The 26,742-nt window shown below is 35.5% G+C and carries 21 protein-coding genes; 2 read left to right on the forward strand and 19 right to left on the reverse strand.

The window, feature by feature from the left end:
• Positions 1-36: 36 nt before the first annotated feature.
• From ypfJ to AC1Q7L_RS08590, 13 genes are all read right to left on the reverse strand, one after another.
• Positions 37-897 (reverse strand): KPN_02809 family neutral zinc metallopeptidase, encoded by an 861-nt coding sequence (gene ypfJ / locus AC1Q7L_RS08530; protein ID WP_410691601.1) that lies wholly within the window; start codon positions 895-897, stop codon positions 37-39.
• 102 nt (positions 898-999) lie between these two features.
• A complete protein-coding gene (locus AC1Q7L_RS08535; protein ID WP_492305076.1) occupies positions 1,000-3,078 on the reverse strand; it encodes an LTA synthase family protein in 2,079 nt (692 codons plus the stop codon).
• Positions 3,079-3,313: 235 nt separating this feature from the next.
• A complete protein-coding gene (ribH, locus tag AC1Q7L_RS08540) occupies positions 3,314-3,832 on the reverse strand; it encodes a 6,7-dimethyl-8-ribityllumazine synthase (protein WP_066753753.1) in 519 nt (172 codons plus the stop codon).
• Between the two features lie 3 nt (positions 3,833-3,835).
• On the reverse strand, positions 3,836-4,543 hold the full coding sequence (locus tag AC1Q7L_RS08545; protein ID WP_066753752.1) for a YfgM family protein: 708 nt from the start codon (positions 4,541-4,543) through the stop codon (positions 3,836-3,838).
• Positions 4,544-4,786: 243 nt separating this feature from the next.
• A complete protein-coding gene (locus AC1Q7L_RS08550; RefSeq protein WP_492305077.1) occupies positions 4,787-5,323 on the reverse strand; it encodes an adenine phosphoribosyltransferase in 537 nt (178 codons plus the stop codon).
• Entirely contained in the window at positions 5,324-6,520 is a 1,197-nt protein-coding gene (locus AC1Q7L_RS08555; RefSeq protein WP_492305078.1) for a hypothetical protein, read from the reverse strand.
• A gap of 51 nt (positions 6,521-6,571) precedes the next feature.
• Positions 6,572-7,588 carry a hypothetical protein gene (locus AC1Q7L_RS08560; protein ID WP_492305079.1) on the reverse strand — a complete coding sequence of 339 codons (1,017 nt, stop codon included), beginning with the start codon at positions 7,586-7,588 and terminating at the stop codon, positions 6,572-6,574.
• 145 nt (positions 7,589-7,733) lie between these two features.
• Positions 7,734-9,065 carry a quinol:cytochrome C oxidoreductase gene (locus tag AC1Q7L_RS08565; RefSeq protein WP_410691597.1) on the reverse strand — a complete coding sequence of 444 codons (1,332 nt, stop codon included), beginning with the start codon at positions 9,063-9,065 and terminating at the stop codon, positions 7,734-7,736.
• 8 nt (positions 9,066-9,073) lie between these two features.
• Positions 9,074-9,769 carry a c-type cytochrome gene (locus tag AC1Q7L_RS08570; RefSeq protein WP_492305080.1) on the reverse strand — a complete coding sequence of 232 codons (696 nt, stop codon included), beginning with the start codon at positions 9,767-9,769 and terminating at the stop codon, positions 9,074-9,076.
• Position 9,770: 1 nt separating this feature from the next.
• Entirely contained in the window at positions 9,771-10,292 is a 522-nt protein-coding gene (locus AC1Q7L_RS08575) for a DUF3341 domain-containing protein (RefSeq protein ID WP_066753743.1), read from the reverse strand.
• Positions 10,279-11,676: an NrfD/PsrC family molybdoenzyme membrane anchor subunit gene (gene nrfD, locus AC1Q7L_RS08580; RefSeq protein ID WP_410691595.1), complete on the reverse strand. Its 1,398-nt coding sequence runs from the start codon at positions 11,674-11,676 to the stop codon at positions 10,279-10,281. Before nrfD ends, AC1Q7L_RS08575 begins: the two co-directional genes overlap by 14 nt.
• A gap of 25 nt (positions 11,677-11,701) precedes the next feature.
• Positions 11,702-14,749 carry a TAT-variant-translocated molybdopterin oxidoreductase gene (locus tag AC1Q7L_RS08585; RefSeq protein ID WP_492305081.1) on the reverse strand — a complete coding sequence of 1,016 codons (3,048 nt, stop codon included), beginning with the start codon at positions 14,747-14,749 and terminating at the stop codon, positions 11,702-11,704.
• A gap of 22 nt (positions 14,750-14,771) precedes the next feature.
• Positions 14,772-16,136, reverse strand: a complete 1,365-nt coding sequence (locus tag AC1Q7L_RS08590; RefSeq protein ID WP_410691593.1) for a c-type cytochrome — start codon at positions 16,134-16,136, stop codon at positions 14,772-14,774.
• 182 nt (positions 16,137-16,318) lie between these two features.
• On the opposite strand from AC1Q7L_RS08590, the gene AC1Q7L_RS08595 reads away from it, so the two are divergent.
• Entirely contained in the window at positions 16,319-16,858 is a 540-nt protein-coding gene (locus tag AC1Q7L_RS08595) for an SPOR domain-containing protein (protein ID WP_410691592.1), read from the forward strand.
• A 48-nt stretch (positions 16,859-16,906) separates the two neighbouring features.
• Here AC1Q7L_RS08595 and AC1Q7L_RS08600 read toward each other — a convergent pair whose 3' ends face one another.
• The 6 genes from AC1Q7L_RS08600 to AC1Q7L_RS08625 form a co-directional block, all read right to left on the reverse strand.
• Complete coding sequence (locus AC1Q7L_RS08600) at positions 16,907-18,181, reverse strand: DUF6080 domain-containing protein (RefSeq protein WP_492305082.1); 1,275 nt, start codon at positions 18,179-18,181, stop codon at positions 16,907-16,909.
• 79 nt (positions 18,182-18,260) lie between these two features.
• Positions 18,261-19,217, reverse strand: a complete 957-nt coding sequence (locus tag AC1Q7L_RS08605) for a choice-of-anchor J domain-containing protein (protein WP_492305083.1) — start codon at positions 19,215-19,217, stop codon at positions 18,261-18,263.
• A gap of 91 nt (positions 19,218-19,308) precedes the next feature.
• Complete coding sequence (locus AC1Q7L_RS08610; protein ID WP_492305084.1) at positions 19,309-20,850, reverse strand: protein adenylyltransferase SelO; 1,542 nt, start codon at positions 20,848-20,850, stop codon at positions 19,309-19,311.
• 75 nt (positions 20,851-20,925) lie between these two features.
• Positions 20,926-23,307: a penicillin-binding protein 1A gene (locus AC1Q7L_RS08615; RefSeq protein ID WP_410691588.1), complete on the reverse strand. Its 2,382-nt coding sequence runs from the start codon at positions 23,305-23,307 to the stop codon at positions 20,926-20,928.
• A gap of 6 nt (positions 23,308-23,313) precedes the next feature.
• Positions 23,314-23,778: a gliding motility lipoprotein GldH gene (locus AC1Q7L_RS08620; protein WP_492305085.1), complete on the reverse strand. Its 465-nt coding sequence runs from the start codon at positions 23,776-23,778 to the stop codon at positions 23,314-23,316.
• Positions 23,771-25,225: a PSP1 domain-containing protein gene (locus AC1Q7L_RS08625; RefSeq protein WP_410691586.1), complete on the reverse strand. Its 1,455-nt coding sequence runs from the start codon at positions 25,223-25,225 to the stop codon at positions 23,771-23,773. The genes AC1Q7L_RS08620 and AC1Q7L_RS08625 overlap by 8 nt, the downstream gene beginning before the upstream one ends.
• Positions 25,226-25,501: 276 nt before the next feature.
• Here AC1Q7L_RS08625 and AC1Q7L_RS08630 point away from each other — a divergent pair, with 276 nt between their 5' ends.
• Positions 25,502-26,737, forward strand: coding sequence for an OmpP1/FadL family transporter (locus tag AC1Q7L_RS08630; protein ID WP_410691585.1), 1,236 nt, complete (start codon positions 25,502-25,504; stop codon positions 26,735-26,737).
• Positions 26,738-26,742 lie beyond the last annotated feature (5 nt).

The raw sequence follows: 26,742 nt of genomic DNA on the forward strand, positions 1-26,742 counted from the left end.
ACTTCTTCAGGGTTTTTAATTTTTATAAGGATTAATTTATTTTAAAAGTTGGTTGAAAGTATCACCTTGTCTGATATCTCCGGTAGTATACCCTTTCATAAACCATTCTTTACGCTGTGCAGATGAGCCGTGCGTAAAGCTTTCCTGATTTACATATCCCTGAGATCTTTTCTGAATATTATCGTCTCCAACAGCTTGTGCAGCTTCAATCGCAGATTCAATATCACCAGGTTCTAAAATATGTTCTCTAGAATCTGTTTTCTTAGCCCAAACTCCGGCATAGAAATCGGCCTGTAATTCGGTTGCAACAGAAACTCTGTTCATTTCGGTTTCAGAATATCTTCCGCTTCTTCTTAAGGCATCAACTTTTTGGGTTGTTCCTAGAAGTGTCTGTACGTGGTGGCCAACTTCGTGAGCCAAAACGTAAGCAATCGTAAATTCGGTAACTTTTGCTCCAAATCGTTGCTGTAGTTCATTAAAGAAACTCATATCCATGTAAACAGACTGATCTGCAGGACAATAAAAAGGCCCCATCGCAGATTGTGCAGTTCCACAACCGGATTGAGTAGTTTCTGTAAAAAGAATGATTTTTGGAGGAGTATAAGTCATGCCGTTTTCCTTGAAAACCTGATCCCATGTCAGGATATTCCATTTTCCCATCATGTCGACCATTTCTCCAATTTTCTTGTCGTTGGCACTTAATTCTCGTTGTTCGGTCTGAGTTTGTGGTGAAGACATGCTGCCTGAACTTAATATGCTTGAAGGATCTCCTCCCAGAAAGAAGATGATAGCGGCAATAATTAAAGTTCCAAGTCCGCCACCTACAATTGCACCGCCGCTTCCACCGCCTCCGCGACGGTCTTCAACGTTGCCACCTCTATCGTCTGTCCATTTCATAATGTGTTTAATTTTGTTAGTAAAGTTAAAAATATAAAATTAATATTAACATTAAATATTTACATGAAAAATTATCAATAAAAATATTTTCTGTAACCAAAATTAACGATTCAACTGATTGTTTTTTAACCAATAAGAAGTAGACTGATACGCGGAAATTGTTTCATCAACAAGCTTTTGATTATGATCTTTTAAAATATTTTCATCATAATAAATATTGAATTGAGGAGATAATTTACCCGGTTTTTGTTTCAGAGAATATTGTCTGATAATTCTTACAGGCGAAATAATCGTTAAATGATCATCTTTCACAAATCCAAGATCCTGATATGTTGCAATATAAGCTTTAGGCTGAAATTCACTTTTTAAGACATCCTGACCCAAGAATTTAGATTGATAATTAAAATTCAATAAACCGAAAACAGTTGGCATTACATCGATCTGAGACATCAGCTTATCAAATTTTTGAGGCTGAATAAATCCTTCAGAATAAACCATTGCAGGAATTTTATATTTATCCATTGGCAATTCTGTGTCTCCTGCGCTGGAAGCACAATGATCGGCGATAATAACGAAGACTGTATTTTTGTACCAATCTTGTTTTTTAGCCATTTCAAAGAACTTTCTAAGCGAATAGTCGGTATATTTTACTCCGCCTTCACGGGATTTTGCATTTCCTGGAATATCAATTCTTCCGTCAGGATAAGTAAACGGTCTGTGATTGGAAACCGTCATCCAATGATTAAAAAATGGCTTTCCTGACTTTGATTCAGCATTCATCACCTGAATTGCTTTTTTAGCCATATCTTCATCGGCAACGCCCCAAACATTGGCGAAAGAAATTTCTTCTGGTTTAAAGTTATCTCTGTCTACAATTCCATAACCGTTTCCGGCAAAGAAATCCTGCATATTGTCGAAATAGCTGTATCCGCCGTATAAAAATTTCACATCATACCCTTTAGATTTGAAAACACTTCCGGTCGTGAATTTATTTTTATTATTTTCTCTTTTAATAATACTTTCTCCAGCCGTTGGGGGAATACAAAGCGTCAAAGCTTCCAAACCACGAACGGTTCTGTTTCCAGTAGCATAAAGATTGGTAAACATCATCGATTTATCTGCCAGACTATCCAAAAATGGAGTCAGTTTTTCTGTGTTTCCATAATGTTCCATAAAATCTGCAGATAGACTTTCAATGGAAATTAAAACTACATTTTTCTTTAGTTCAGGCTGTTCTGAAGTGATATTTCTTGTTAAAGCCGGAGTAGAAAATTCACTTAAGAAATTCTTTTCAGCTAATTTTTGATCTATTTTAGGATAAAACTGAAAATAATCAAGTTCGTTATGGGTAAATGCCCAGTAAAATTTAGGCAATCCGTTGGCTTCAATTTCTTCTGCGAAGACATTTGGAGAGGTTATTTTCGTTGTAAAACTTAATCCGAATAAACTTACTGCACCCAATACAATAAAAGAACCCAATAAGATGAACTTCTGTTTTAGATTCGGAAGGTCTAAAAGCTCTTTTCTTGTTTTTCTATAAATGAAGAACGTGATGGCAAGCCCAACAGCAAATATGGAAAGGAATAAAGGAACAACAGGGTAGCTTTCCATGATGTTTCCGATAACTTCGTTGGTGTAAATAAGATAATCTACAGCGATGAAATTATATCTCAAGCCAAATTCATTATAAAAGAAATATTCGCTTACCGCATTGAAGATGATAATTACCGAATACAAAAATAATATGATAAAGTAAAGAACATTTCTGATCTGAATTCTTTTGCTCGGTAAGAAAAGCATTAATCCAAAGAAAAGTATTTTTAAACCAATAAAAGCAAGGGCAATCTCTGCAATTGAGCCTCCATATTGTTTGAAAATATTGTTGGGAATAACGAGGATATAAAGGAAAATAAGTACAAGTATTCCTAATATGATATGTCCGTAAGGTTTATCGTACTTCGAATTTGATAGAAATAAAAAGTACAGTGCCAGAAACACACTCGCAATGGTGAACACAAAAATGTCATTAATAATTCCGATCGATAATACTTTAATTATCTCAAAAAATCCAAAACTTGCGGTAGTTATGGGATGAAATAAGAAAACGAGTCTTATAACTAATGAAACTATGAGGTAAAAAATACCTAAATATAAAAAAGGTTTAATTTTTTGAGTAATCATCTGGTTGAATTATAAGTTGATTTTTCGCAAAGATACTTTTTGTTCACAATCATTTAATAAAAAATACATAAACATCTTAATTATTAGGAGTTTTATAAATGGTTAATTTACCATTAAAGAATAAGTATCAGAGGACAAAACCTGTTTTAATGCAGAAAACAAGAGAGTTATCAATAAAAAAAGGACTATAAATTATAGTCCTTTTTGTTTTATGAATTTATAACGAATGTTAAAATTATGAATGCCCGAAACCGATATTTCCGGTTTTTTCAGATAAATTCTTTTTAAAATCTACCATTCTTAGTGCTGTAACAGCCGCTTCAACACCTTTGTTACCAAGATCGCCACCGCTTCTAGCGATAGACTGCTCTTTTGTATCGTCTGTTAATACACAGAAAATAGTAGGAGTATCTGTTAAGATATTACAATCTTTGATCCCCTGAGCTACTGCAGAGCAAACGAAATCGAAGTGAGGAGTTTCTCCACGTATCACGCAACCAATTGCAATTACCGCGTCGTATTTTCTTTCCTTGCAAAGCTGCATGCTTGCGTAGTTAAGCTCAAATGCTCCCGGAACCGGGAAAAGCTTTATGTTTTCAGCTTTTACGCCTTCTTTTTCAAGGATTTCCAAAGCTGCATCACGAAGATTGTATGTTACAAAATCATTCCACTCAGAAAAAACAATGCCGATAGAAAAATCTTCGGCATTAGTTATATGAAGTGGCTTGTAATCGGATAGATTAACTGTTGCCATTTTTTAGTAATATTTAGTCATTTCAATATAAGAATCAGACATTCCGTTGTCGTAGTCCTGATATTTTTCGTCAATTGCAGAAAAATATTTTTTTGCATCTGCGTTTTTCTTTAATCCTAAAGCTAAAATACCTGCTTTTCTTGTGAAATAGTAAGTAGTGTAAGGATCAGAAGATGCAGAAGATGCTTTGTCTAATAATGATAAAGCTTCATCATTTTTGTTAAGACCTGATTTTGCATCTGCCATTGCGCCAAATTTCATTGCCATCAATGTTTTGTTATCAGATGAAAATTGATCTAAAAGATCATAAGCTTCCTGAAATTTTCCTTCTTTGAATTTCAATAAACCAGCGTTATATCCGGCAAGTTTACCAACATTTGTAGAAGAATAATCGTTATAAGTACCAACAAAACCTGGGTTTGCAGCAGATTTTCCTCCTAAAGCTTCTTTATCTTTTCCTTCCATAAGATTTTTCTGAGCAGAAAGGAAAGTTTTCATAGCTTCAACATTTTTAGGAGCTACAATAAATTGCTGATAAGCGAAAAACCCTAGAACACCTAAAACAAGTGCGCCAAAAACAATACCTAGAGGCTTTGAATATTTCTCAAGAAACCTTTCTGTGTTTAAAGCCTCTCTGTCAAGGTCTTTAAAAAACTCTACTGTTTCTTTACCTTCTTGCTCGTGTTGAGCATTCTTTGTAAGTTTTGCCATAAATTCTTAAAAATTGAACTGCAAATTTAATTGTTTCTGAATGATTTACAAAATACTTTATGAGTATTATTAAACTAATTATTAATTCTTTACTCCAAATGTATTTTTATAAGGCTTTTTACTATAATTAAAGATGCTTCGACTCCGCTCAGCATGACATCTCTAATACTAACTGTTTTATTTTAACGGTCACTTTTTAGCGATGTCATGCTGAGCGGAGTCGAAGCATCTTTATATCATTAATTAATATTCTAAAATATGATAGATCTCTGAGTTGAATTTTTTTAATTTTTCATCACCATTTAAGCCTGTAAGACCAATCAGGAAACTGAATTGAGCAATTGTTGCGCCTTGTTTTTCAACTAATTTAGCCGCTGCTTCTGTAGTTCCGCCTGTCGCTAACAAGTCGTCATGAATTAAAATTCTTTGTCCTTTCTTGATCTGTCCTTCGCGGGTTTCGATTACTGCACTTCCATATTCCAGATCATATTTTTCTGAAATGATGGGTGGAGGAAGCTTTCCTGCTTTTCTGATCAGGATAAACGGAACTTCTAAAGCAACTGCAATTGCAATTCCGAATAAATAGCCTCGGCTTTCAATTCCGCAGACTGCATCTACTTTTCCTTTACTGAATGCTACCAGATCTTCAATAACATCTTCGTAAAGTTTTGGGTCTAAGAAAATAGGAGAGATATCTTTAAACTGAATCCCGGGAATCGGAAAATCAGGAATATTCTCAATCGTATCTTCCAGTTTTTTGATGAGTTCTTTTGAAGCCATTTATGGGTTTATTTTATAGCTGGAAATTTTCCAGTCTCCGTTTACACTCTTAAGTCCGAAAGTTACCTTTAATGAAGTTGTTTTTCCATTTTTATCAGTAACATCGTAGGTTGCATTTACACTTGCATTGTTTGGATTGGTAGCGTTTGAACTGATGTTTTTAACGCTGACATTTTTCACAGATCCAAAACCTGAAGTTGGGTTCGAGAAAGACTCATAACTTCCCCAATTTGGGTTGTTTGATGCATCAAAAGCCGCTTTAAGGTTTTGTGAACTTACGTTATTTAAAAACTTAGTTACTGTATTTTTAGGATCTGCAGTCGGCTGCTTTGGTGTAGCAGGCGTTGTAGTTGCTGCAGGATCTGTTGTTCCTGTTGGAGGAACTGTAGTCGTAGGATTGTTCGGATCAATAGCTGCCGGATCTTGGTTTACCGCTGTAGAATCTACTTTTGGTGGTGCAGGAACTTTCAATGCAGATGCATTAACATCCAATCCGATTTTAGACATTTTGAAAGTTTTTGCAGTTGTTTTTACAGAAACCGTGATGTCGATTTTATTGTCAACCACTTTTGAAGCAAGAAGAGATGAGAATTTCAAGTTAAATCCTTTGAAATTATTATCCTGCATCAGGTTTTTAGCGGTAGAAAGCCTTACTCCATTACTGAAAACTTCCAAAGTTGCTTCTAGACCAGCTCCGGTAAATGCAACAGGATTTCCTGCATTATCTACTAATCTTGGAATGATCTGGATCGCAGTTGCGCCATTTCCATCATCCGCAGAAGGTCTTGTGATGATGCTTAAAGAGCTTGCTTTAACATCATTTGGATCGCTTTCTTTTGCTTTTTCGTCACCGAAGATATTCATTTCACCTAATGAAGGAGGAGCAGTACTTGCCCATTCGATACCGTTTTTTTGAGCAACCTGATCGGCCATTGTCAAAATTTCGGGAACTTTTTTTCCGTTAATAAGCTTTCCAAGAGCTTTCAATTCGTTTACATCGCCATCAGCTTCTACTCCAAATGTTTTAAGAATATAAAGAGCTTCATTAAATTTTATCTGTTTAATGGTTGGAAGGCTAGAAGTCATATCATTGATACTAGACTGCAAAGTTTGTGTACTTGTAGCATCTACATGATCTTTCTTACATGCCGTGAAAAGCAATAAGCTGAAAATTAGTAGAAAAGAAAACTTTTTCATGTTTTTTTGGTTTGCTACAAATTTAATAAAACCTTTACGAAAAGACATTTTTTATTTTTTATTTTGTTGCTCTTTTAAATCATCTTTAAAAAATGAGCTAAAAACACTCTGCATATTAGGAAAAGAAGGTGTTTCCCAGAATTTTGACTGATAATTGCTATTATCTGTTTTGAATTTCACTTTTTCGATATCATTCTCGTTGCTGAAGTTTAATTCTGTAGGATAGAAATTGGTATAAAGAATTAATTGATTGTAGTCGGGTTCGCTTTTATGTTTCAATTTTAAAAAATTAATCTCATTAAATTCTAATAAATCGCGCAATGTTTTTTTGCTTCCTTTTTCATAAGAGAGATTTAAGATGCTTTTAATATCAAAAAATCTGTACCCAAATAATGCAAATTCTTTTTTCTGTAAAGCTTCACCTGTGATTTCGATTTGATCTTTTTGGTCGCCTTTTAATTCTTTGATGGTTGATCTTTTGCTTTTATAGTCTAAAATATTTCCGACTTCTTTCAAATCCGGAACCTCCAGTGTTGCATCATAATCCCACATTGCAGTTTGTTTTTTTTCAAACTTTACATCTTCGAGTCTGTAAACTCTGTATTGTTCAACATTTGTGCTTTTCAGTTTCTTGGTTTTATTATCGAAAATGTATGTGACAATTCCATCTGTGTAGCAATTCAATTTGTTGTTGACCGTTACATAAGAATTAAAATTTCCTTTTACAAAAATATATTTTGCAGGTTTATTATTTTTAATAACTACCGTTTCGATATCTTTTACTCTGTCATTAATTTTTATAACCTCTTTGTCAAAATCTGAATAGGAGAGTGTGGCAACCGAAAAGTTGTCATATATAATCTGAAATTTTTCCTGAGCCGGATCAATAGACTTTTTATCTATTTTTCCATCAATATCAGAAAAGGCAAGAATACTTCCGTCTTTTCCGAAAACTGAAACTTTGGGAAGTGGTTTATTTGTTTTTTCCGAAACAAAAGTAACAGACTGCGCATTGATCAACTGAAATGCAAAAACAAATAGAATGTAAAACAGATAACTTTTTTTCATAATAATTTTTTAATAGTTATATAACCAATCTAATGATAAGACGAAACAATTTTAAAAAAGTTTCCCGAAATGATGAATTCATTCCATAAAAAAAGACTGATTAATTAATAATCAGTCTTTTAAAGTTTTATTTTGTTACAAGTCCTTAGAAAGGATACTCATAAATTTCAGATTCATGTAAGAATGGGTTACCTGTAGGAATCAATTTAAGTTTAGCCAATGCAGAAAGTACTGTAAACATAAACAATCCAACTACAAATAATACAGCTCCTAATATTAGTAACAATACTTCCGGAGTGTTCCAGAAAGGTCCTACCGTTCCCGGCATAACCATATTGAAGTAATCTAATAAGTGACCTAAAATAACCACGATCGCCATTACTGTAACTACTCTGTAGTTTCTCTTGATGCTACTACTTACTAATACCAATAATGGTAATAAGAAGTTGATGATCAACATCGGTAAGAAAGTAACACCGTAGTGTTGGAATCTTCCGAAGAAGTAGTTTACCTCTTCCGGTACGTTTGCATACCAATAAAGCATAAACTGTGCGAACCAAGTGTACGTCCAAAGCATACTTGTAGCGAAAAGGAATACTCCTAAATCATGCAAGTGATTGTCATTGAACTGTGGTAAGAAACCATTCTTTTTAAGATAAACACTTAATAAAATGATAACAGCAATACCACTTGAAAGGCAGCTAACCATTGAATACCAGATATACATTGTAGAATACCAGTGAGGGTCAATAGACATCAACCAGTCCCAAGCCCAAGCTGCAGAAGCAAACCCGAAGAATGCGATATATCCAACAGCCCATCTGTAAAGAAATTGATACTCAACTAAAGATTTTGTATCATCTACTTTTTTAGACTGTGCTTTCAATTTCCATGCGAAGAATGATGCTCCGATAACGTAGATCAATGTTCTGATTGCATAGAAAGGAATATTTAAGAATCTTTTCTTTTCAAATAAGATCACATCAAAATGTGCAGAGTTTGGATCTGTTAAATCCGGATCCATCCAATGGAATAAGTGACCTTGGTGGAAAATGTTTAATAACATTAAAATTACCAAGATTGCACCACCGTAAGGGATGTAAGAAGCAATAGCTTCCATTACTCTTGTAATAATAATTGGCCATCCTGCGTGAGCAGCGTGCTGAATACAATAGAAAAATAATACCGCGCAGCTTACTCCAAAGAAAAATACAGCCACAAAGTGTATTGCCGCTAAAGGCTGATTGTGAATCTGTAGTTCTGCATGTTCCAAGTGAGCAGCGTGATCCTGAGGACCAATCATTTCACTTGAATGTGTAGGAGCAGTATGACCGGAAGCATGAACAGCTTCCATCATTTGTTCTATTCTTTCTGTGCTAATTCCTTTATTCAAGAAAAAACCAATACCAAACAGAACTAAACCTACAACAAGAAGTATTAGAGAAGTTGATTTTAATTTTGGTGAAAAACTATACATTTCTTTTCTTATTTTTTAGTTTCGGTAGTAGTCTCTGTTGCAGCTGCAGCTGGTGTAGCTGTAGCCGTTGTAGCTGCTGCAGGTGCTCCTTTTTTGAAGGCGCTCATCACATACATTGCTACTCTCCATCTGTCTCCAGCGTTTAGTTGTCCTGCATAAGAACCCATCGCATTTCTACCGTTTGTTAATACATAATGAACAGATCCTACAGTAATTTCTCTATCAGCATAGTTTGGTACACCAGAGAAAGCACCGCTTTGTACAATTGGTCCTTGTCCATCACCTCCTGTTCCGTGACATGCAGCACAAGTATGGTCGAATAACATTTTTCCTCTTTCAATATCCTTAGCAGCGTTTGCCGGATTTAAAGGAGAAGCATTTAGTTTTTTAGATGCATCATAACCTGCGTTATATTCGTCTACATTTTTTGGAAGTAAACCTTCTTCAAAAACGCCATCTTTATTTTGAGCAACCGACCCTTCTACTGGAGCAAGACCTGTTGCAAAACTATTTTTAACAAATGCCGGAATTTCATTTTCATGATCTGAATACGCATCCTGAGCTTTCATCAATGGATCATAAGCTACAGGAAAGTACATATCCGGGAAATATACCAACGGAGTGTTTTCTTTCGGTCCGCAAGAATTAAGTAAAACTGTAGTTAAACCTAAAATTGCTGTAATTTTTAATACATTCTTTTTCATTTTAAGCGTCTTTAACAGTTATTTCTTCAACTCCGGTTTCAATAAGCAACTGCTTTACAGATTCTACATCTTCAGTTACAAACTCCATAAGGAATTTATCATCTGTAGTTCTAGGATCCGGGTTTTGTGCAGGAGCTCCAGGATACATTTTATTTCTTACCAAGAAAGTTAATGACATCATGTGAGCGGCACAGAAAACCATCAATTCAAACATTGGAACTACGAATGCAGGCATGTTGTGCGCCCAGTCAAAAGCAGGTTTACCACCAATATTTTGAGGCCAGTCATGATTCATCACATACCAAGTTACAGTAGCACCAATGGTAAGACCGTAAAGAGCATAGAAGAAAGCAGCATCAGAGATTCTAGTTTTCTTTAAACCTAAAGCCTTATCTAGTCCGTGAACCGGGAATGGAGTATAAACTTCGTTTATCGCAATCCCTTTATCGTTGAATGCCTTAACGCCGTTCATTAGATCGTCGTCATCAGCATAAAGTCCGTATACAATTTTAGTGGTGCTCATCTCCTTCTTTTGCTTTATAAGTTTCACCTGAGATTTTCAGAATCGATTTCAATTCGGCCTGTGCAATTACAGGGAATGTTCTTGCGTATAGTAAGAATAATACAGAGAAGAATCCGATTGTTCCTAAGTATACACCTACATCAATGATCGTTGGCTTAAACATTGTCCAAGATCCAGGTAAGTAGTCTCTAGAAAGGTTGATAACGATAATATCAAAACGCTCGAACCACATACCGATGTTGATGATTAATGCAATAATAAATGTTGCAATGATATTTGTTCTAACTCTCTTAAACCAGAATAATGCAGGAATAATTAAGTTACAGCTAATCAATGCCCAGAACGCCCACCAGTAAGGACCGGTTGCTGCACCTGGAGAAAGATAAGTAAAGTCTTCAAATCTTGATCCTGAGTACCATCCGATGAAATATTCAGTTGCATAAGCTACAGTTACCATACCACCTGTTAAGATAATTACGATGTTCATAATTTCGATATGATACATTGTAATATAGTCTTCTAAGTGACAAACTTTTCTAGCGATCAACAATAGTGTTTGTACCATTGCAAATCCTGAGAAGATTGCTCCAGCAACGAAGTAAGGAGGATAGATCGTAGAGTGCCATCCTTTAATAACCGAAGTTGCGAAGTCAAAAGATACGGTAGTGTGTACTGAGAATACAAGTGGAGTTGCTAAACCTGCAAGAACCAAAGATAGTTCTTCGAATCTCTGCCAGTGTTTTGCTTTACCACCCCAACCGAATGCTAGGAATGTATAAATTTTCTTTGTCCAAGGAGTTTTTGCTCTATCTCTGATCATCGCAAAGTCAGGGATAAGTCCCATGAACCAGAATACGGTTGATACTGAGAAATACGTAGAGATCGCAAATACGTCCCAAAGTAGAGGAGAGTTGAAGTTCCCCCAAAGAGAACCAAACTGGTTAGGTAAAGGGAAAACCCAATATCCTACCCAAACTCTACCCATGTGGATAACAGGGAAGATTGCCGCCTGAACAACCGCGAAGATAGTCATCGCCTCAGCTGAACGGTTTACAGACATTCTCCAACGCTGTCTAAATAATAATAATACTGCGGAGATAAGTGTTCCGGCGTGACCGATACCTACCCACCATACGAAGTTGGTAATATCCCAACCCCAGTTAATAGTTCTGTTAAGCCCCCATGCTCCAATACCTGTTCCGATAGTATAAGCGATACAGCCGAATCCGTAGATGAATAGAACTAAGGCTGCATATAGTGATACCCACCATAATTTTCCTGCTCTTTCTTCGATAGGTCGTGCGATATCTTCTGTAATATCGTGATAAGTTTTGTGACCAATAATTAGAGGTTCCCTTATCGGAGCTTCGTAATGTCCTGACATTTTTTACCTATTTATTATTTAAACTTTATTTTTCTACTCTGTTTCTTACTTTAGTGTGATAGAACACGTTTGGCTTGGTTCCGATCTCTTCTAGTAAATAATATCTTCTGTTGCTAGAATATAATTTTCTAACTTCAGATTCCTTGTCATTCATATCTCCAAACGTCATTGCTCCGGTAGAACAAGCAGCAGCACAAGCACAAGAATTTTTAAATTCAGTGTCAGATACTTTTCTGTTTTCTCTCTTAGCAGCTAAGATTGTAGCCTGAGTCTCTTGGATACACATTGAACATTTCTCCATAACCCCTCTTGTTCTTACAACAACATCCGGGTTAAGAACCATTCTTCCTAAATCGTTATTTTGATTGAAGTCGAATTTATCATTCAAGTTATAAGTAAACCAGTTAAAACGTCTTACTTTGTACGGACAGTTGTTTGCACAATATCTTGTACCAATACATCTGTTGTAAGCCATATGGTTTTGACCTTGCTTACTGTGAGAAGTAGCCGCTACCGGGCATACAGTTTCACATGGAGCGTGGTTACAGTGCTGACACATTACCGGTTGGAAAATTACATCAGGACTTTCGTTTGGCTCGATTAAGATGTCGTATAAGTTAGGAACGTTAAGTCCTCTGTCAATACCTTCTTTAGTTTCGATCTTTTCTTTAGCAGAGTAGTAACGGTCAATTCTTAACCAATACATATCTCTAGACATTCTGATCTCTTCTTTACCTACAACAGGAACGTTGTTTTCTGCCTGACAAGCAATAATACATGCTCCACAACCAGTACAAGAGTTCAAGTCAACAGACAAGTTGAAGTGAGGACCATCTGTATCATCGAATGCATCCCAAAGGTCAATTTTACCTGCTGGAAGCGCTCCGCTAATTGTGTGGTACTCCAAAGGCTTGTTCCATCCTTTGTGTTCGTCATCGAATGCTACGTTAATATATTCAGCTAAAGGAACTTCTTTAGCGATCTCATAACGTCCCATTAGAGTATTTTGAAGCTGGATACCAGCAAACTCATGATCTTCACCTGTTTTTTCAATCTTAGCATTTGAAATAGCTAAGTTAGAACCATCAAATAAAGGATAAGCGTTTACACCAGTATCAGCAGTAGCTCCTGAGTTTTTCTTACCATATCCAAGCGCAAGACCTACTGATCCGTCTGCTTGTCCTGGCTGAATGAATACAGGAACATCTTTTATTGTTACTCCGTTTACAGTAAGGTTTACGATTGAACCGTCTAACTGCATTCTAGCATTAAGATCGTTTTCAATACCTAATCTTTCTGCATCTTTAGGAGAAATCGTCAAGTAGTTATCCCAAGACATTCTAGTGATTGGATCCGGTAATTCCTGCAACCAAGGGTTGTTTGCCTGAGTACCGTCTCCCATTGAAGTCTTAGTATATAATACTAATTCTAAATCAGAAGCCTTGAAGTTTCCTAATTCAGCAATAGCTTGAGCAGCATTTCCACCTGCATAAGACAACGTCGTTGCATTATTAGAAGGAACGATACCATTATATAAAGCTTTGTTGAAAGAAGTCGCTCCTAAGATTGAAGCAGAACTAGCTTTTAAATAATCATAGTAATTATTAGCAGCGTTGTTTTTTCCATTTTTCCAAACCAATAAAGATTCTTCGATCTGTCTTGATTTGTAGATTTTTTGGATTGTAGGCTGCATTAATGTATAAACCCCAGTCTGAGGTTCCATATCACCCCAAGATTCTAGCCAGTTAGCTACAGGAATTACAGCTTTCGCTGCTTTGTACATTTCATTTTTCTTATCTGCAACAGCAACTACATAAGGAACCTTAGTTAAAGATTTTTTGAAATCTTCTCCTTTTGGATGAGAGTAGATAGGATCTACGTTGTTCGTAATTAATACTCCAACTTGTTCTGCATTTACCCATGCTAAGAATTCGTTATATCTTGCTTGGTCAAATTCTCTTAAGAAGTTCGCTTTACCAGTGAAAGCTACTGAACCTAATTTTTGGTTGATCAAGTGTGCAAGAACCTGAGCTCCTTTAGAACCGTCCGCCAATACAACAGCTTTGCTGCCTTTAGCTTGTAATTCTTTTACGATCTCAGAAGCAATCTTGTCAGAAGCAGCGCCTCCTCCTACGATTGCATTGTAAACTTCAACTAAAGTTTTGTTTACAGCACTTGGTTTTAATCTATATCTTGAGTCAGCATTAGCACCAGTTAAAGACATGTTTGATTCCACTTGGATGTGTCTCAACATGCTTGCTCCCGGTTTTCTTGCTTCAGCAAAAGAAGTTTCTAAGCTTCCAGCGTTGTAATCTCCTAAGAAATCTGCCTGGAAAGAAACTACTAATTCAGAACCTTTAAGATCGTAAACTGGTAATGCTCTTTGTCCGAATACTTCCTGAGCAGCATCTAATCCTGCAGAGTAAGGGAAAGCATCAAAAGTTACAAGTTCAGCTGTAGGATATTTTGCTTTAAAATCAGCGAATAACTTTTTGAAAGTTGGTGAAGCAAAAGATTGAGATAAAAGAACGATTTTCTTACCAGCTGCTTTAGCCTCTTCTAATCCTTTAAGAACGAAATCATCTACTTTATCGAAAGTTTCGTCTTTGCCGTCTAGCTTAGGTTGCTTTACTTTATCATTATCATAAAGAGAAAGTACAGCCGCCTGAGCTCTAGCGTTAGTTTTACCTAAATCACCAGCTGCCGGGTTTGGATCAATTTTGATTGGTCTACCTTCACGAGTTTTTACTAAAACACTAGCGAAATCGAACCCATCAAAATATGTTGAAGCGTAGTAATTTGGAACCCCCGGAATAATATCGTGAGGTTTTACTACGTAAGGAATCGTTTTAATTACCGGAGCTTCACAAGCAGCAAGCGTTACCGCCGCTGTAGAGAATCCTAGTAACTTTAAGAAATCTCTTCTTGAAGTACTTGATCCGTTTTGTTCAGCATCTCCAAGGAAATCTTCTACCGGAATTTCTTCCTGAAACTCTTTCTGAGCCAGCTTATTATTTAAAGCCGGGTCTTTAAGTTCATGAATACTTCTAAATTGTATTTTGTTTGAAGCCATTTATACTTCTAATTTTTAGTTATTAATAATGACATTTACCACACTCAAGACCTCCAATTGCGTCTACAGTAATTTTACCTCCGTCTTTAGGGTATTGCTTTTTAAGCTTTTCGTGTAGATTTTTGAAGTATTCTTTATTATAACCGTTGTTCATGTCCACTTCAGTAGTTCTGTGACATTCAATACACCATCCCATTGTGAAGTCATTAGCCATTTGAACAACATTCATTGTATCAATTTTTCCGTGACAAGCTTTACAAACAACATCAATTTTGTTTGTTGGATTCTTTTTGTTGAAAGAATTAATGATGGCTTGTTCACCTGCAACTACGTGCTGAGAGTGATTAAAGTACACGAAATCCGGCATGTTGTGAATTCTCGTCCATTCTACTGGCTGAGTTTTACCTGTATACTGTTGTTTAGCAGGATCCCAACCTGTCGCAGCATATATTTTCTGGATTTCTCCGTCATAGAATGCTTTGTCTTTTCCTGGCTCCATGTAATCATTAGCTCCGTATTCAGAAATTGTTCTGTGACAGTTCATACAAACGTTCATAGAAGGAATCTCAGATACTTTACCGTATTTAGCACTAGAGTGACATAACTGACAGTCAATTTTCTGTTCCCCAGCGTGGATTTTGTGAGAGAAATAGATAGGCTGTTCTGGCTTGTATCCTTTGTAAACCCCGATCCACATGATCCAGTTCCAAATTCCATAAGTTGCCAAAATAGCTAGGATCGTTAATAATCCTTTACCTACATAATGGTATTTTTCATAGATTTCGCTGAAAGATTTAACTCTAGTTTCGTTAAGTCCAGCTAAGTCTTCAGATTGCCCTAATTTTACTAATTGTCTTAGTTTAATTAAGATCCAAACTAATAGAGCAGCTATAGCTAAAAGTGAAATAATAACTACACTTGTAGTAGTATTGCTTGCCGGAGCGGCTTGTGCACCATCTGCTGCAGTCGCTGTTCCTGTGTCCTTTTTAGGCTCTTCTACAGCCGGAGGATTAGTTGTAAAAGCTAAGATGTCATCAATATCCTTATCTGTAAGATTCGGAAACTGTAACATTTCAGTTTTATTAAATTTTTCGAAAATCTCATTCGCGTATTTATCCCCAGAAGCTCTAAGAGCTTTGTTGTCTTTGATCCACTTGTGAAGCCAATCCTTGTCTACACCGCCTTCTGTCTTCACTCGTTCTACAACCCCTTTCAAAGGAGGCCCTATTACTTGTTTGTCCAGCGCGTGACATGCAGTACAATTCGCTTTGAAAAGTTTCTCTCCGTTTTTAGGATCGCCGTCTTGCCCGTAAATTGAAGCACTGGTTGATAGCAATAAGCCTATTGCGATCAACGTTTGTTTATAATGCTTTCTCCAACTAATCATTTAAATTATCTTATGTTAGTAAAATATTGAACCAATCAATCCCGCAAAAATAATATTTTTAACAGGAATTTAACGCCATAACGAGAGGGGAAAATATCATTTGTGGTTAATTTGTATTAATTCTAAATAACTTCGTTTGGCATAATTTTTTAATTTGTATAAATTTGCCGAAACAAGTTTAAATGAAAAATTTAATCAAAATATTTTCAGTATTATCATTATTAGGGTTTTATAATATTGGAGCACAGCAGGTTGTGAAGAAAGATACTTTGTCCGGAACAGAGTTAATCATGTCTATGGACCCGAAAGTGAGCGATGCTTTGGGGAATTTAGAGGATAAATGTTCCCGAGTAGCAACCAATAATTCATCAAGAGATAATGATGATGACACTCCTTATACGAAGCCAACAAAGATTTATGTTCCGAACAGAGAGCTTACAAATGCAGAAATTTGCAGAAAAAACCCTCGAATTTTAGGATATAAACTTCAAATCACGACTGTGAAGAGTAATGAAGAGGCAAATGAAGTGAAGTCTTATTTCAGAAGAAGATTCCCTAATTTGAAAGTTGAGACGGATGCTTCACTAAGACCAAATTATAAAATTTTGGCTGGAAGTTATTTTACAAAACAGAGTGCTGCTTCGGATTTGTCTAAAGTTAGAGAGTATTTTAAATCGGCAATTCCTGTGCAATACAGAATTTTCTGTGCAGAAGCGAAATAATTTTTTTTAAATATAAAATATCAAAGCTGAGAATTTTCTCAGCTTTTTTTATTGGTAATATTGATTTAAAAACCAAAAAAATTCTGTCATTCTTAAATAATTATTGAAGGCTAAATAAGTAAATAAAAGTCCTAGAATAACAGTTAAAAAAGAGAGAATTTTAGGCGATGATTTGTATGAATAAAACAGCCATCCTAAAAGTAAAGGATAGACAAAAACAAAGTGTCCACCATAGATATAAGAGGTGTGAAGTCCAAATCTCATAATGCAATGGATGATGATATCAATGAAAAAAGAGATCATTAATATCTGAACAAATTTGCTTTTGAAATTCTTAAAATAACTCCACAAAATCAATATCAAAAGTATAGAAATGAATACATAAGGAATCCAAGAAGTGTAAACATCCATAAATAAGCCTTTGAAATCGAAGCCTTTCATGTTGTGTTTATTACGAATGATAAAACTTGGAAATAATATGTTCCCTCCAAAAAAATACGATGAAATCATGTCCCAAGTCGGAGTTGATTTTACATTGGAGAACTTTTCATATTGACTATTTGTCTTTGAAAAGATGGTTTTATACTTAAAATCAATTCTATTTAAGTATAATAGTATGAAGCAAATACAAGTTAGCGCTATTCTTAAAACTGCATTTCCAAATTTCTTCCAATTTTTAAAAAGCCCTTTTTCAAATGCTACAGGAATGAAAACTTTTACAATATTTGTTACAGTAAGCCCGCCAATTGAAATTCCAGCTAAAATTAGAGGTATCGCGGGGATTTTTTCTTCTTTTTTAATTTTTATAGCTGCGTAATAATTAAATAAAGTCAGTAAAAATAAGGTGTATGTAAAGTTTTCGGGAGTAAAAGAAAGGATAATATTTGTCGAAAATAATCCAAAAAAGAGAGTTATTAATAAGCTGATGAATAATGGAAGGCTAATGATATTTTTGAGATACTTAAAAACCTGGACCAGACTTAAGCTAATGACTAGATTGCTAAACCAAGCTAGAGTAAGCCTAAATGTATCGTTTGTTTTTCCATCTGAAATCAATAAAGCTAATTCTCTTATCCAATTGAAAAAATAGTAGGCTAGAGGGTGTCTTTCGAAACTTCCTCCGGTCATTATAATTGAGCGGTTGTCAAAGCTAAAATAGGCATCCCAGGGGATTCTGTCGTCAAAAATTATTCTGTAATTAAGGGCAATGTATGAACCTAAAATTCCATAACATATCAAGAAAAATGCAAAAATTCCCAATTCAATAAAGCTTGATGGAAATATTAATTTTAAAATATTAATTAATTTGGATTTGAAAGCCACTTGTTATCAATTTTTTGCAAATGTAAAAATAAAAAGCTCACCAAATTGGTGAGCTTTAAAAAGATTATATAGTGAATAATTATTCTTTAATTACTTTTTCTGAAGTTGTTGTTCCATCTGTGAATTCAACCTGAAATAGGTATCCTCCTTTTGGAAGAGAAGAAATATCAACTCTATCAGATGTAGATTTCAATACTGATTTTCCTGAAAAATCCACTACTGTTGAAGATTTGATCTTTTTATCAGTTTTGATGTTGATTTCTCCTTTTGTTGGGTTAGGGTAGATGTTTGTTGCTTTAGCTTTTGTCGCTTCACTTGTTCCTAAAGATCCAGTTGTGATTCTTACATCATCAACCATGAACATGTAGATGTCATTTGATGTACATTGAATTCCTATTCTAACGGTTTGTCCAGCATAAGCATCTAATGCGTAGGTAACCTTAGACCAATTTGTATAAGGAGCCGTTAGTGCTGCTGATCCAGAAATTATTGTGAAATTAGCAGCGGCAGTTGGTGTTCCTGATCCTACATATACTCCAATTTTATATCTCTCTAGTCCATAAGTACTGGAAAGAGATTTAACCCATAAAGATAATAGATTTGAACTTCCTCCCAAAGTTACAGCGGGAGAAATAAGCCAGTCATTATTTGGTGTAGCTGGTGCTGGAGCGGCTTGTTGAGTAGCGGCCCAACATGCTGCGAACTTGTTTCCACTATGAGGATCAAAATTTCTTACTTCTGTGTCTACACCAGGTATTATAGTTGCGTTATTTGTAACTCCAGCAGTTGAAGGATTGAAAATTTGAAATGCCATAGGTGCCCCTGCGTTAGGCCAGTCTGCTGACCAAGTATCATCTGTTGTAGCGCCACCACCTGTATAAGTTGGACGTAAGTCTAAATCTAGTGTTTGCCAGCTTCCAAAGCCTGTAATAGCGAAGTCTGTATAAGTGTCAAATGTTTCATTTAATAATACTGTTTGAGCTTGCGTTGCTGCTCCAGTAAGGAGTAAGCTTAGAGATAGTAGAAGTTTTTTCATGATATTTTTTATTTTATGTAAATATAACAAAAAAAGCTTAATGATAAAAAAAACTCACCCTAAATACTATATTAATGGATTATTAACAAATTTAAGAACTACATGAAAGCGTCGAACATCCCGATATATCATCATATTCTGAAGGTCTTTTTATTGAAAATTCAGAATAAATTTCTTCATAAGGATTTTTTAATGCTGCTGTTAATTTGTTAAGCATTTCAGTTTTTCCTAAATTAATTTCTTCAATACATTGGTATAAAATAAAATTTCTTAAAATGAATTTTGGATTTGTTTTTCTCATTAAGCTAATGGATTCTTCTTTTGAGATTAAATTCCTACTAATTCTGGCTTTGTAAGTAATTATGAAATCTTCAATTTTTAAAACTTTTTCAGTGTCTAAAAAAGTGTAAGAAACACTTTCAAACATAGTTTTCAAATCATTTTTATCATTAATTTTTTCTAATTGATTGAAAAATAACGTGTAGTCCAACTTTAATTCCTGCATAAGTCCTTGCCAGTTTGTAAAAAACTCTTCATCACCATCTAGTAGTTGGTCAAATCCAAATTTCTTACAAAGCATATTGTCATGAGATTTCCAGAAATAGTCTCCAAACTCGTTTAATGTTTTTTCTAGAAACTGTTCATCTTTTATGATTGGATGTAACGCGTTGGCCAATTGCCAAAGATTCCATTGTGAGATTTGGCCTTGCTTTCCGAAAGCATATCTTCTTCCGGGTAGATCTGTTGTGTTAGGAGTGAAATTTAAATCATATTCATCCATCATAGAATAAGGACCGTAATCTATAGTTAATCCTAAAATTGACATATTATCCGTGTTCATTACCCCATGAACAAAACCAACCCTGAACCATTCAACCATAAGATCGGCTGTTTTTTTACAAACGTTTTCAAAAAAGTCTTTATACTTTTGGGTTCCTTTGGATGTGATTTCAGGATAGTAATTGTCAATAGTAAAATTAATTAATTTTTCTAAAGTGCCATATTCTTGTTGGGCAGACATCAGTTCAAAATGTCCGAATCGAAGAAAACTTTCCGCTGTTCTTACAACAACTGCTCCTTTTTCTTTCTGAGGGTTTCCACTGTACATCATGTCTCTCACTACATCTTCTCCGGTAAAGGATAAACTTAATGCTCTTGTTGTAGGAACTCCCAAATGAAACATCGCTTCACTCATCAAATATTCACGGACGGAAGACCTCAGAACAGCTCTTCCATCAGCATGTCTGGAGTAAGGCGTTGCACCGGCTCCTTTCCATTGTATTTCTGTTTTTTTGCCTAAATCGTTTGTAATTTCACCAGCTATAATTGCTCTCCCATCACCTAATTGCCCTGCCCAATTTCCAAATTGATGTCCTGCGTAGGCTGTTGCATAGGTTTGAATATTTTCAGGAAGATTATTTCCAACAAGAAAATCCAGATCTTTTTTTTCAAATTTTCCTAATCCTATTTCTTCCGAAAGTTTTTCATTAAAAACAATCAATTCAGGATTTTCAAAACCGACAGGATTTATAGTTGAAAATAAAACTTTTGGAGTATTTCTTTGAATGGTATTTCCAGAAAAATCTCCAGGAAAAATTTTTATAAGAGGTTGTTTGATGTTTTCGATATTCATGAATCAAAGTTATTAATAATAAAAGAAAAGACCTTCCAAATAATTGAAAGGTCTTGTGTATTTCTAAAAGAGAAATTATTTATTGAAATCTACCTCATCTGCTGAATGTAGGTTTTCATTAACATTTTCATCTTTCTTTTGTGAATTGTTTTTCGGGGTATTATCCACCGGTTTCGGGTTTTTGATCTCGTCAATCGTTTGAAGACCTCCGTCATCACCATAACCTCCGCCAATACCTTTTAAGCCGGAACACCCGTCTTTCCAATCGGAAGGTTTTGTGAATTTGTCATCAGGGGAAATTCCTAATGTTTTATCAGCCCAGACTTTCTTCATAAAGATCGCCCAGATTGGTAAAGCCATTTTTGCTCCCTGACCTTCTCCTGTTCCTAAGAAGTGGGTTGCTCTGTCTTCCCATCCAACCCAAGCTCCTGTTGCCAGTTTTGGTGTAATTCCCATAAACCAACCATCGGAGTTATTTTGCGTTGTACCTGTTTTAGCAGCAATTTCCACAGCTTTTGAGATTCCTCTTCTTCCTAGTTCACCTGAAGCGGTTCCGTATTGTGCAACACCTTTCATTAATTCAATCATGGTGTAAGCATAAAGCGGGTTCATTACTTCTTTTGGTTCTACATTTACTTCTTTGATTACTCTACCGTTGGCATCTTCAATTCTCCAAATCATTTCCGGTTTGTTGTGATTTCCGTAGTTGGCGAAAGTACTGTAGGCTCCAAGCATTTCATAGATTGTAATATCTGATGAACCTAAAGCAATTGTATTATTTCTTGGAATTTCTTCCGTTACACCCAAATCTCTTGCCGTTTGAATTACAGCATCAACACCTGTCATTTCAATAAGTCTTGCAGCTACGGGGTTTTGAGAGTGTGCCAATGCATCTTTAAGTGTTAGCATTCCTCCTCTTCCCGGTACGTGCCATCCTTTATGATCGTAAGTCCCGTTAGATACTGTTGAGCAAGGTGTCATTCCCAATTTCATAATAGCAGTTGCATATACGAAAGGTTTGAATGTTGAACCAACCTGTCTTTTTCCTTGTTTGATGTGATCATACTGGAAATGTTGCCAATCGATACCTCCAACCCAAGCTTTAATTTCACCAGTTCCAGGGACCATAGACATTAAACCTGCCTGAGCAATTTGTTTGTGATATCTGATAGAATCCCAAGGAGACATCTCAACTTCTTCTTCTCCTGCCCAAGTGAAACGTGAAGTTTTGATTGGTTTGTGGAATTCCATCATGATTGAATCTTCAGAAACTCCCGCAGCCTTCAATTGCTTGTAACGTCCGGTTCTTTTCATCGCCTGAAGCATTACACTATTAACCTGAGTATTTGTTAAGTAATAGAAAGGTCTGTTTTTTCTACCTCTTTGCTCAGCATCAAATCTTTTTTGAAGATCTGTTAAGTGTTCTCTGATTGCATCTTCCGCATACTTTTGCATTTTAGAATCAAGAGTAACATATATTTTTAAACCATCTTTATAAAGGTTTAATTTCTTACCTGTCTGCTTTTCGTAGTCTTTAAGATAATTATCAATTTCCTTTTTCAAATAAAACTTATAGTAAGCAGAATAATCGTCACTAATGTTTTTAATTGGATGATAATCTAAAGTAATTGGCGTGCTAACAGCTTTATCATAAGTTGCCTGATCGATATAACCCGTTTTCTGCATTTGCTCCAACACAACATCTCTTCTCGTTTTAGCCCTGTCGATATTTCTCATAGGGTTATTTTTTACCGGATTTTCCAGCATTGCTACGAACATTGCAGCTTCCGGAAGGGTAAGTTGAGAAGTTTTTTTATTGAAATAGATTCTTGAAGCCATTTCAACACCGTTTGCATTGTATAAAAAGTCGAATTTGTTGAAATATAAAGTAACAATTTCTTCTTTGGTATATCTTTTTTCAAGACTTACAGCAACAACCCATTCTTTTAATTTCTGGAATGCTCTTGCAACTTTATTTTGAGAAGCTCCATTAGTGAAAAGTAATTTTGCAAGCTGTTGAGTAATGGTAGAACCTCCACCTCGTCCACCACCATAAACAACGGCTCTGGCAACTGACTGTAAATCAATTCCTGAGTGTTCTTTGAAACGCTCATCTTCTTTAGCCTGCAAAGCATAAACAAGGTAAGGCGGAAGATCTTTATAGGTAATAGGCTGAGTTTTTTCTTTCTCAAACTTGCCTAATAATAAACCATCAGATGAATAAATTTCAGATGCAACGTAAATATCTGGGTTTTCAAGCTCTTTTACATCGGGCATTTCTCCAAGAAAACCTTGAGAAACGGCAAAGAAAAGTCCTGAAATTCCTAAAACGACTGCAATGAGTCCAATCCAAATAAAGCTAACCCATTTTTTCCAACCGGTTTTTTTGCCATTTTTTTTGGGAGGAAGGGGGAATGTTTTTCCTTTGCTTCCTGCGTTTTGTTTGTTTACTTCCATTTATGATTACGGTTTAGCCGTTTCTATTTTTACTCCAATATCTTCAATTCCGGGAAGGGCATCGTTTCTCATGGCTTGCACCACGCCGATTTCATACTTGCCTTTCGCAGGAAATTTGTAATTCAATTTATATTGAAAAAGCGTCTCCTTCGTCTCACCAAAACCTGTACCAAGCCATTCTCCGTTTGGTTTTGCCAATACATAATTCAAGGTATCGGTTTCCTTTTTCTTGTTTTGAAGATTGGTGAAATTTACAATAAATCTTATATTGCTGTAAGGATAATCATTGTTATTTCTTACAACAAATATAATATTTTTAGGATTTTGCGGATCTGAAATTTCTAGATTAAATTTTTGTTCACTTTTCTTATTCCATTTATTATCAACAGAATTCATAGTAACGTCCCCTTCCGAAGAAGAGTTGCAGCTAAAGAAAAGGATAAGAGTTAATAACCCTAAAATTTTACGCATTGTTATCTTTTTTTGGAGGAAATTTCTTCTTGAATTTTTTCTTATTTGGGTTTGGTTGAGCACTTTTTTCAGGATCAGCTGCCGTTGCGTCTGCTTTTTCTAACTGAGCTTTTGGCTGTTGTTGCTGAGGCTTTTGAGGTCTCGGTTTGTTAGAATTAGCGTTGGCGTTCGGGTTCGGGTTTTCTGACCTTGCTGGTCTTTCAGTTCTTTCCGGACGATCAGATTTTTCAGCATTTTGAGGTCTGTCTGATGATCTTTCTGGTCTTGGTTTTCTAGGACCTTGATTTGGACCGTTTTGATTGTTGTTCGGTCTGTTTTGATTCTGATTTTGAGGTCTGTTTTTGTTAAAACTCTTGTTTTTCTTCTCAAATCTGTCAACACTGTTCTCCTGAATAAGGTCAATTGTATGCAAAGGCACATCAGGTTGTTTAAGATCTTCAAGAGGTGGAGTTCTTTCGCCTTTTTTATTTTGTGCGATTAATTTTTTAACCAAATCAATATCAAAATCATACCAAGCCATTGAACTGTCTACATACGCAAACCACATTTTCTTTTTGAAAACATCGATTTTAATACAAAAAGCTCTTCCTTTTTCGGTGTCTAACACAGTAGAAGAAGAAGGGAAGTTGCTTAAAGCATCAAGGTAGCTGTCTAATTCATAATTAAGACAACATTTTAGCTTACCGCACTGTCCAGCCAGTTTTTGAGGGTTGATACTCAATTGCTGATATCTTGCAACGTTGGTGTTTACCGATCTGAAATCCGTTAACCAAGTTGAACAACACAATTCTCTTCCACACGATCCGATTCCTCCAACTTTTGCAGCTTCCTGTCTGAAACCGATCTGTTTCATATCGATTTTAGTTCTGAAAGTTGAGGCGTACTCTTTAATTAACTGTCTGAAATCTATTCGGTTATCAGCAGTGTAATAAAATGTAACTTTAGAAGCATCTCCTTGATACTCAACATCTGTAACCTTCATTTCAAGGCCAATTTTGTGAGCAATTTTTCGGGCTTCTATTTTTACGCTGTCTTCTTTTTTTCTAACTTCCTGCCAGACTTCAATGTCTTTTTGGTTCGCTAATCTGTATATTTTAAGTGCTGATTCTTCAGAAGCTCTTTTCTTCTTCATCTGAATTTTCACTAATTCTCCGGTGAGACTTACCACACCTACATCATGTCCGGGACTTGATTCTACTGTTACTACGCTACCTATATGTAAAGGAACATTATTTACATTTTTATAAAATAATTTTCTGTCATTTTTAAATCTAACTTCAACATAATCACACCTGTTAGATGCAGGATTATTGATGTTAGACAGCCAGTCGAAAACACTTAATTTATAACTATTACCACAGGTATTTACACTTTCACAGCCATTCGCGGTTTTCTTGGGTCCGCAAGAATGTGCAGAATCGCCGGATGTTTTACATCCACAACTCATATAACTTTTATTTGTTCTTGCAAATTTATATATTTTTATCTTTATGTAATTCTAAAAAATTCAAATATTCGTCAACATCATTGTTTAATATTAAACGAAAAACTTGATTAGTCAGTAAAACATTATTAAATGCTTAATAGTTATGTGTTTAAGGCTTGTTTTCGGCAAAGTGTTATTTTAAACATAATTTTCTTTTAGCATATTGTTTAAAATTTTAAGATTTATTAACAGTTGTAGCCAAAATAATTTTATATTTGGGTTATATAATAATAGTCTATGAAAAAAATATTAGTATCAACTGCTTTATTGGCGGGTGTTCTATCTTACGCAGGAGGCTTCAGAGTGTCTCTGCAGGGGGTAAAGCAATTGGCAATGGCACATACTAGTGCGCATGCTGAGGATGCAAGTGTGGCATTCTTTAACCCGGCGGGTATGTCGTTCATTCCTTCAAGACTGAGTATCTCAGTGGGAGCTTTTGCTGCAGGTAATAAAGTTACCTTCCAGAATACGAATACTCTGCAAAGTACAGAAACAGATAATCCTATCGGAACTCCTCTTTATGCAGCAATTGCTTATAGACCGATTGAGAAATTATCAGTTGGTTTCAGTTTTTCTACTCCTTTCGGGAGTACGATTGAGTACCCAAGTGATTGGGAAGGAAAAGAAATGGTTCAGAGACTTGAGCTGAAAGCATTCTATTTTCAGCCAATGATTTCATATAAATTTAATGATTGGTTTGCTTTTGGTGCAAGTTATATCTATGCAAAAGGAGATGTGAAATGGGATAAAGCTATTACACAATTTGGAGGTGAGCTTAATCTTGACAGTAAAGCAAGCGGACATGGATATGGTTTTGGTTTCTATTTCAGACCAGATCCAAAGCTTGATGTAAGTATCGCTTACCGTTCGCCAGTTGATATGAAAGCTAAGGAAGGAAAGGCTACTTTCAAATTCCCGACAGCTTCTATCTATCCGTTATTAGGTCTTGATGCATCAGGGAAAGATAGCTTCACTGCAACTTTACCTTTGGTGGAAGAGTACACTATTGGTTTAACCTATAAAATTACTCCAAAATGGTTGATTTCAGCAGATTTCAACTACCATGGATGGGAAAGATACAGTAAATTGACGTTGGATTTTGGCAGTGCTCCGGTTGGAAATCAGCCATCAGATCCTACAGTTTCTGTTTCTCCTAAAAACTTCCACAATACTAAAACATTTAGGTTAGGAACTCAATATGCATTTACAGATAAGATCTTTGGTCGTCTTGGTGCTTATTATGATGAATCTCCTTATGGAGACGAAAACTTTATCCCTGAAACACCTTCATACAATACATATGTTGTAACGGGTGGGGTTGGATTTAAACTAAAACAATTCGGAGTTGATGTTTCTGGAGGATACGCAATGCCTCAGGCAAGAGACGTGAAAAATGCTAATCTTGGTTTCTACGGACAATCCACAGCTACGGCATTTTATGTAGGTCTAGGTTTATCTTATAATCCTTTTTAATTGAA

This window comes from Chryseobacterium sp. GW823-FHT05E08 (genome assembly GCF_058795655.1).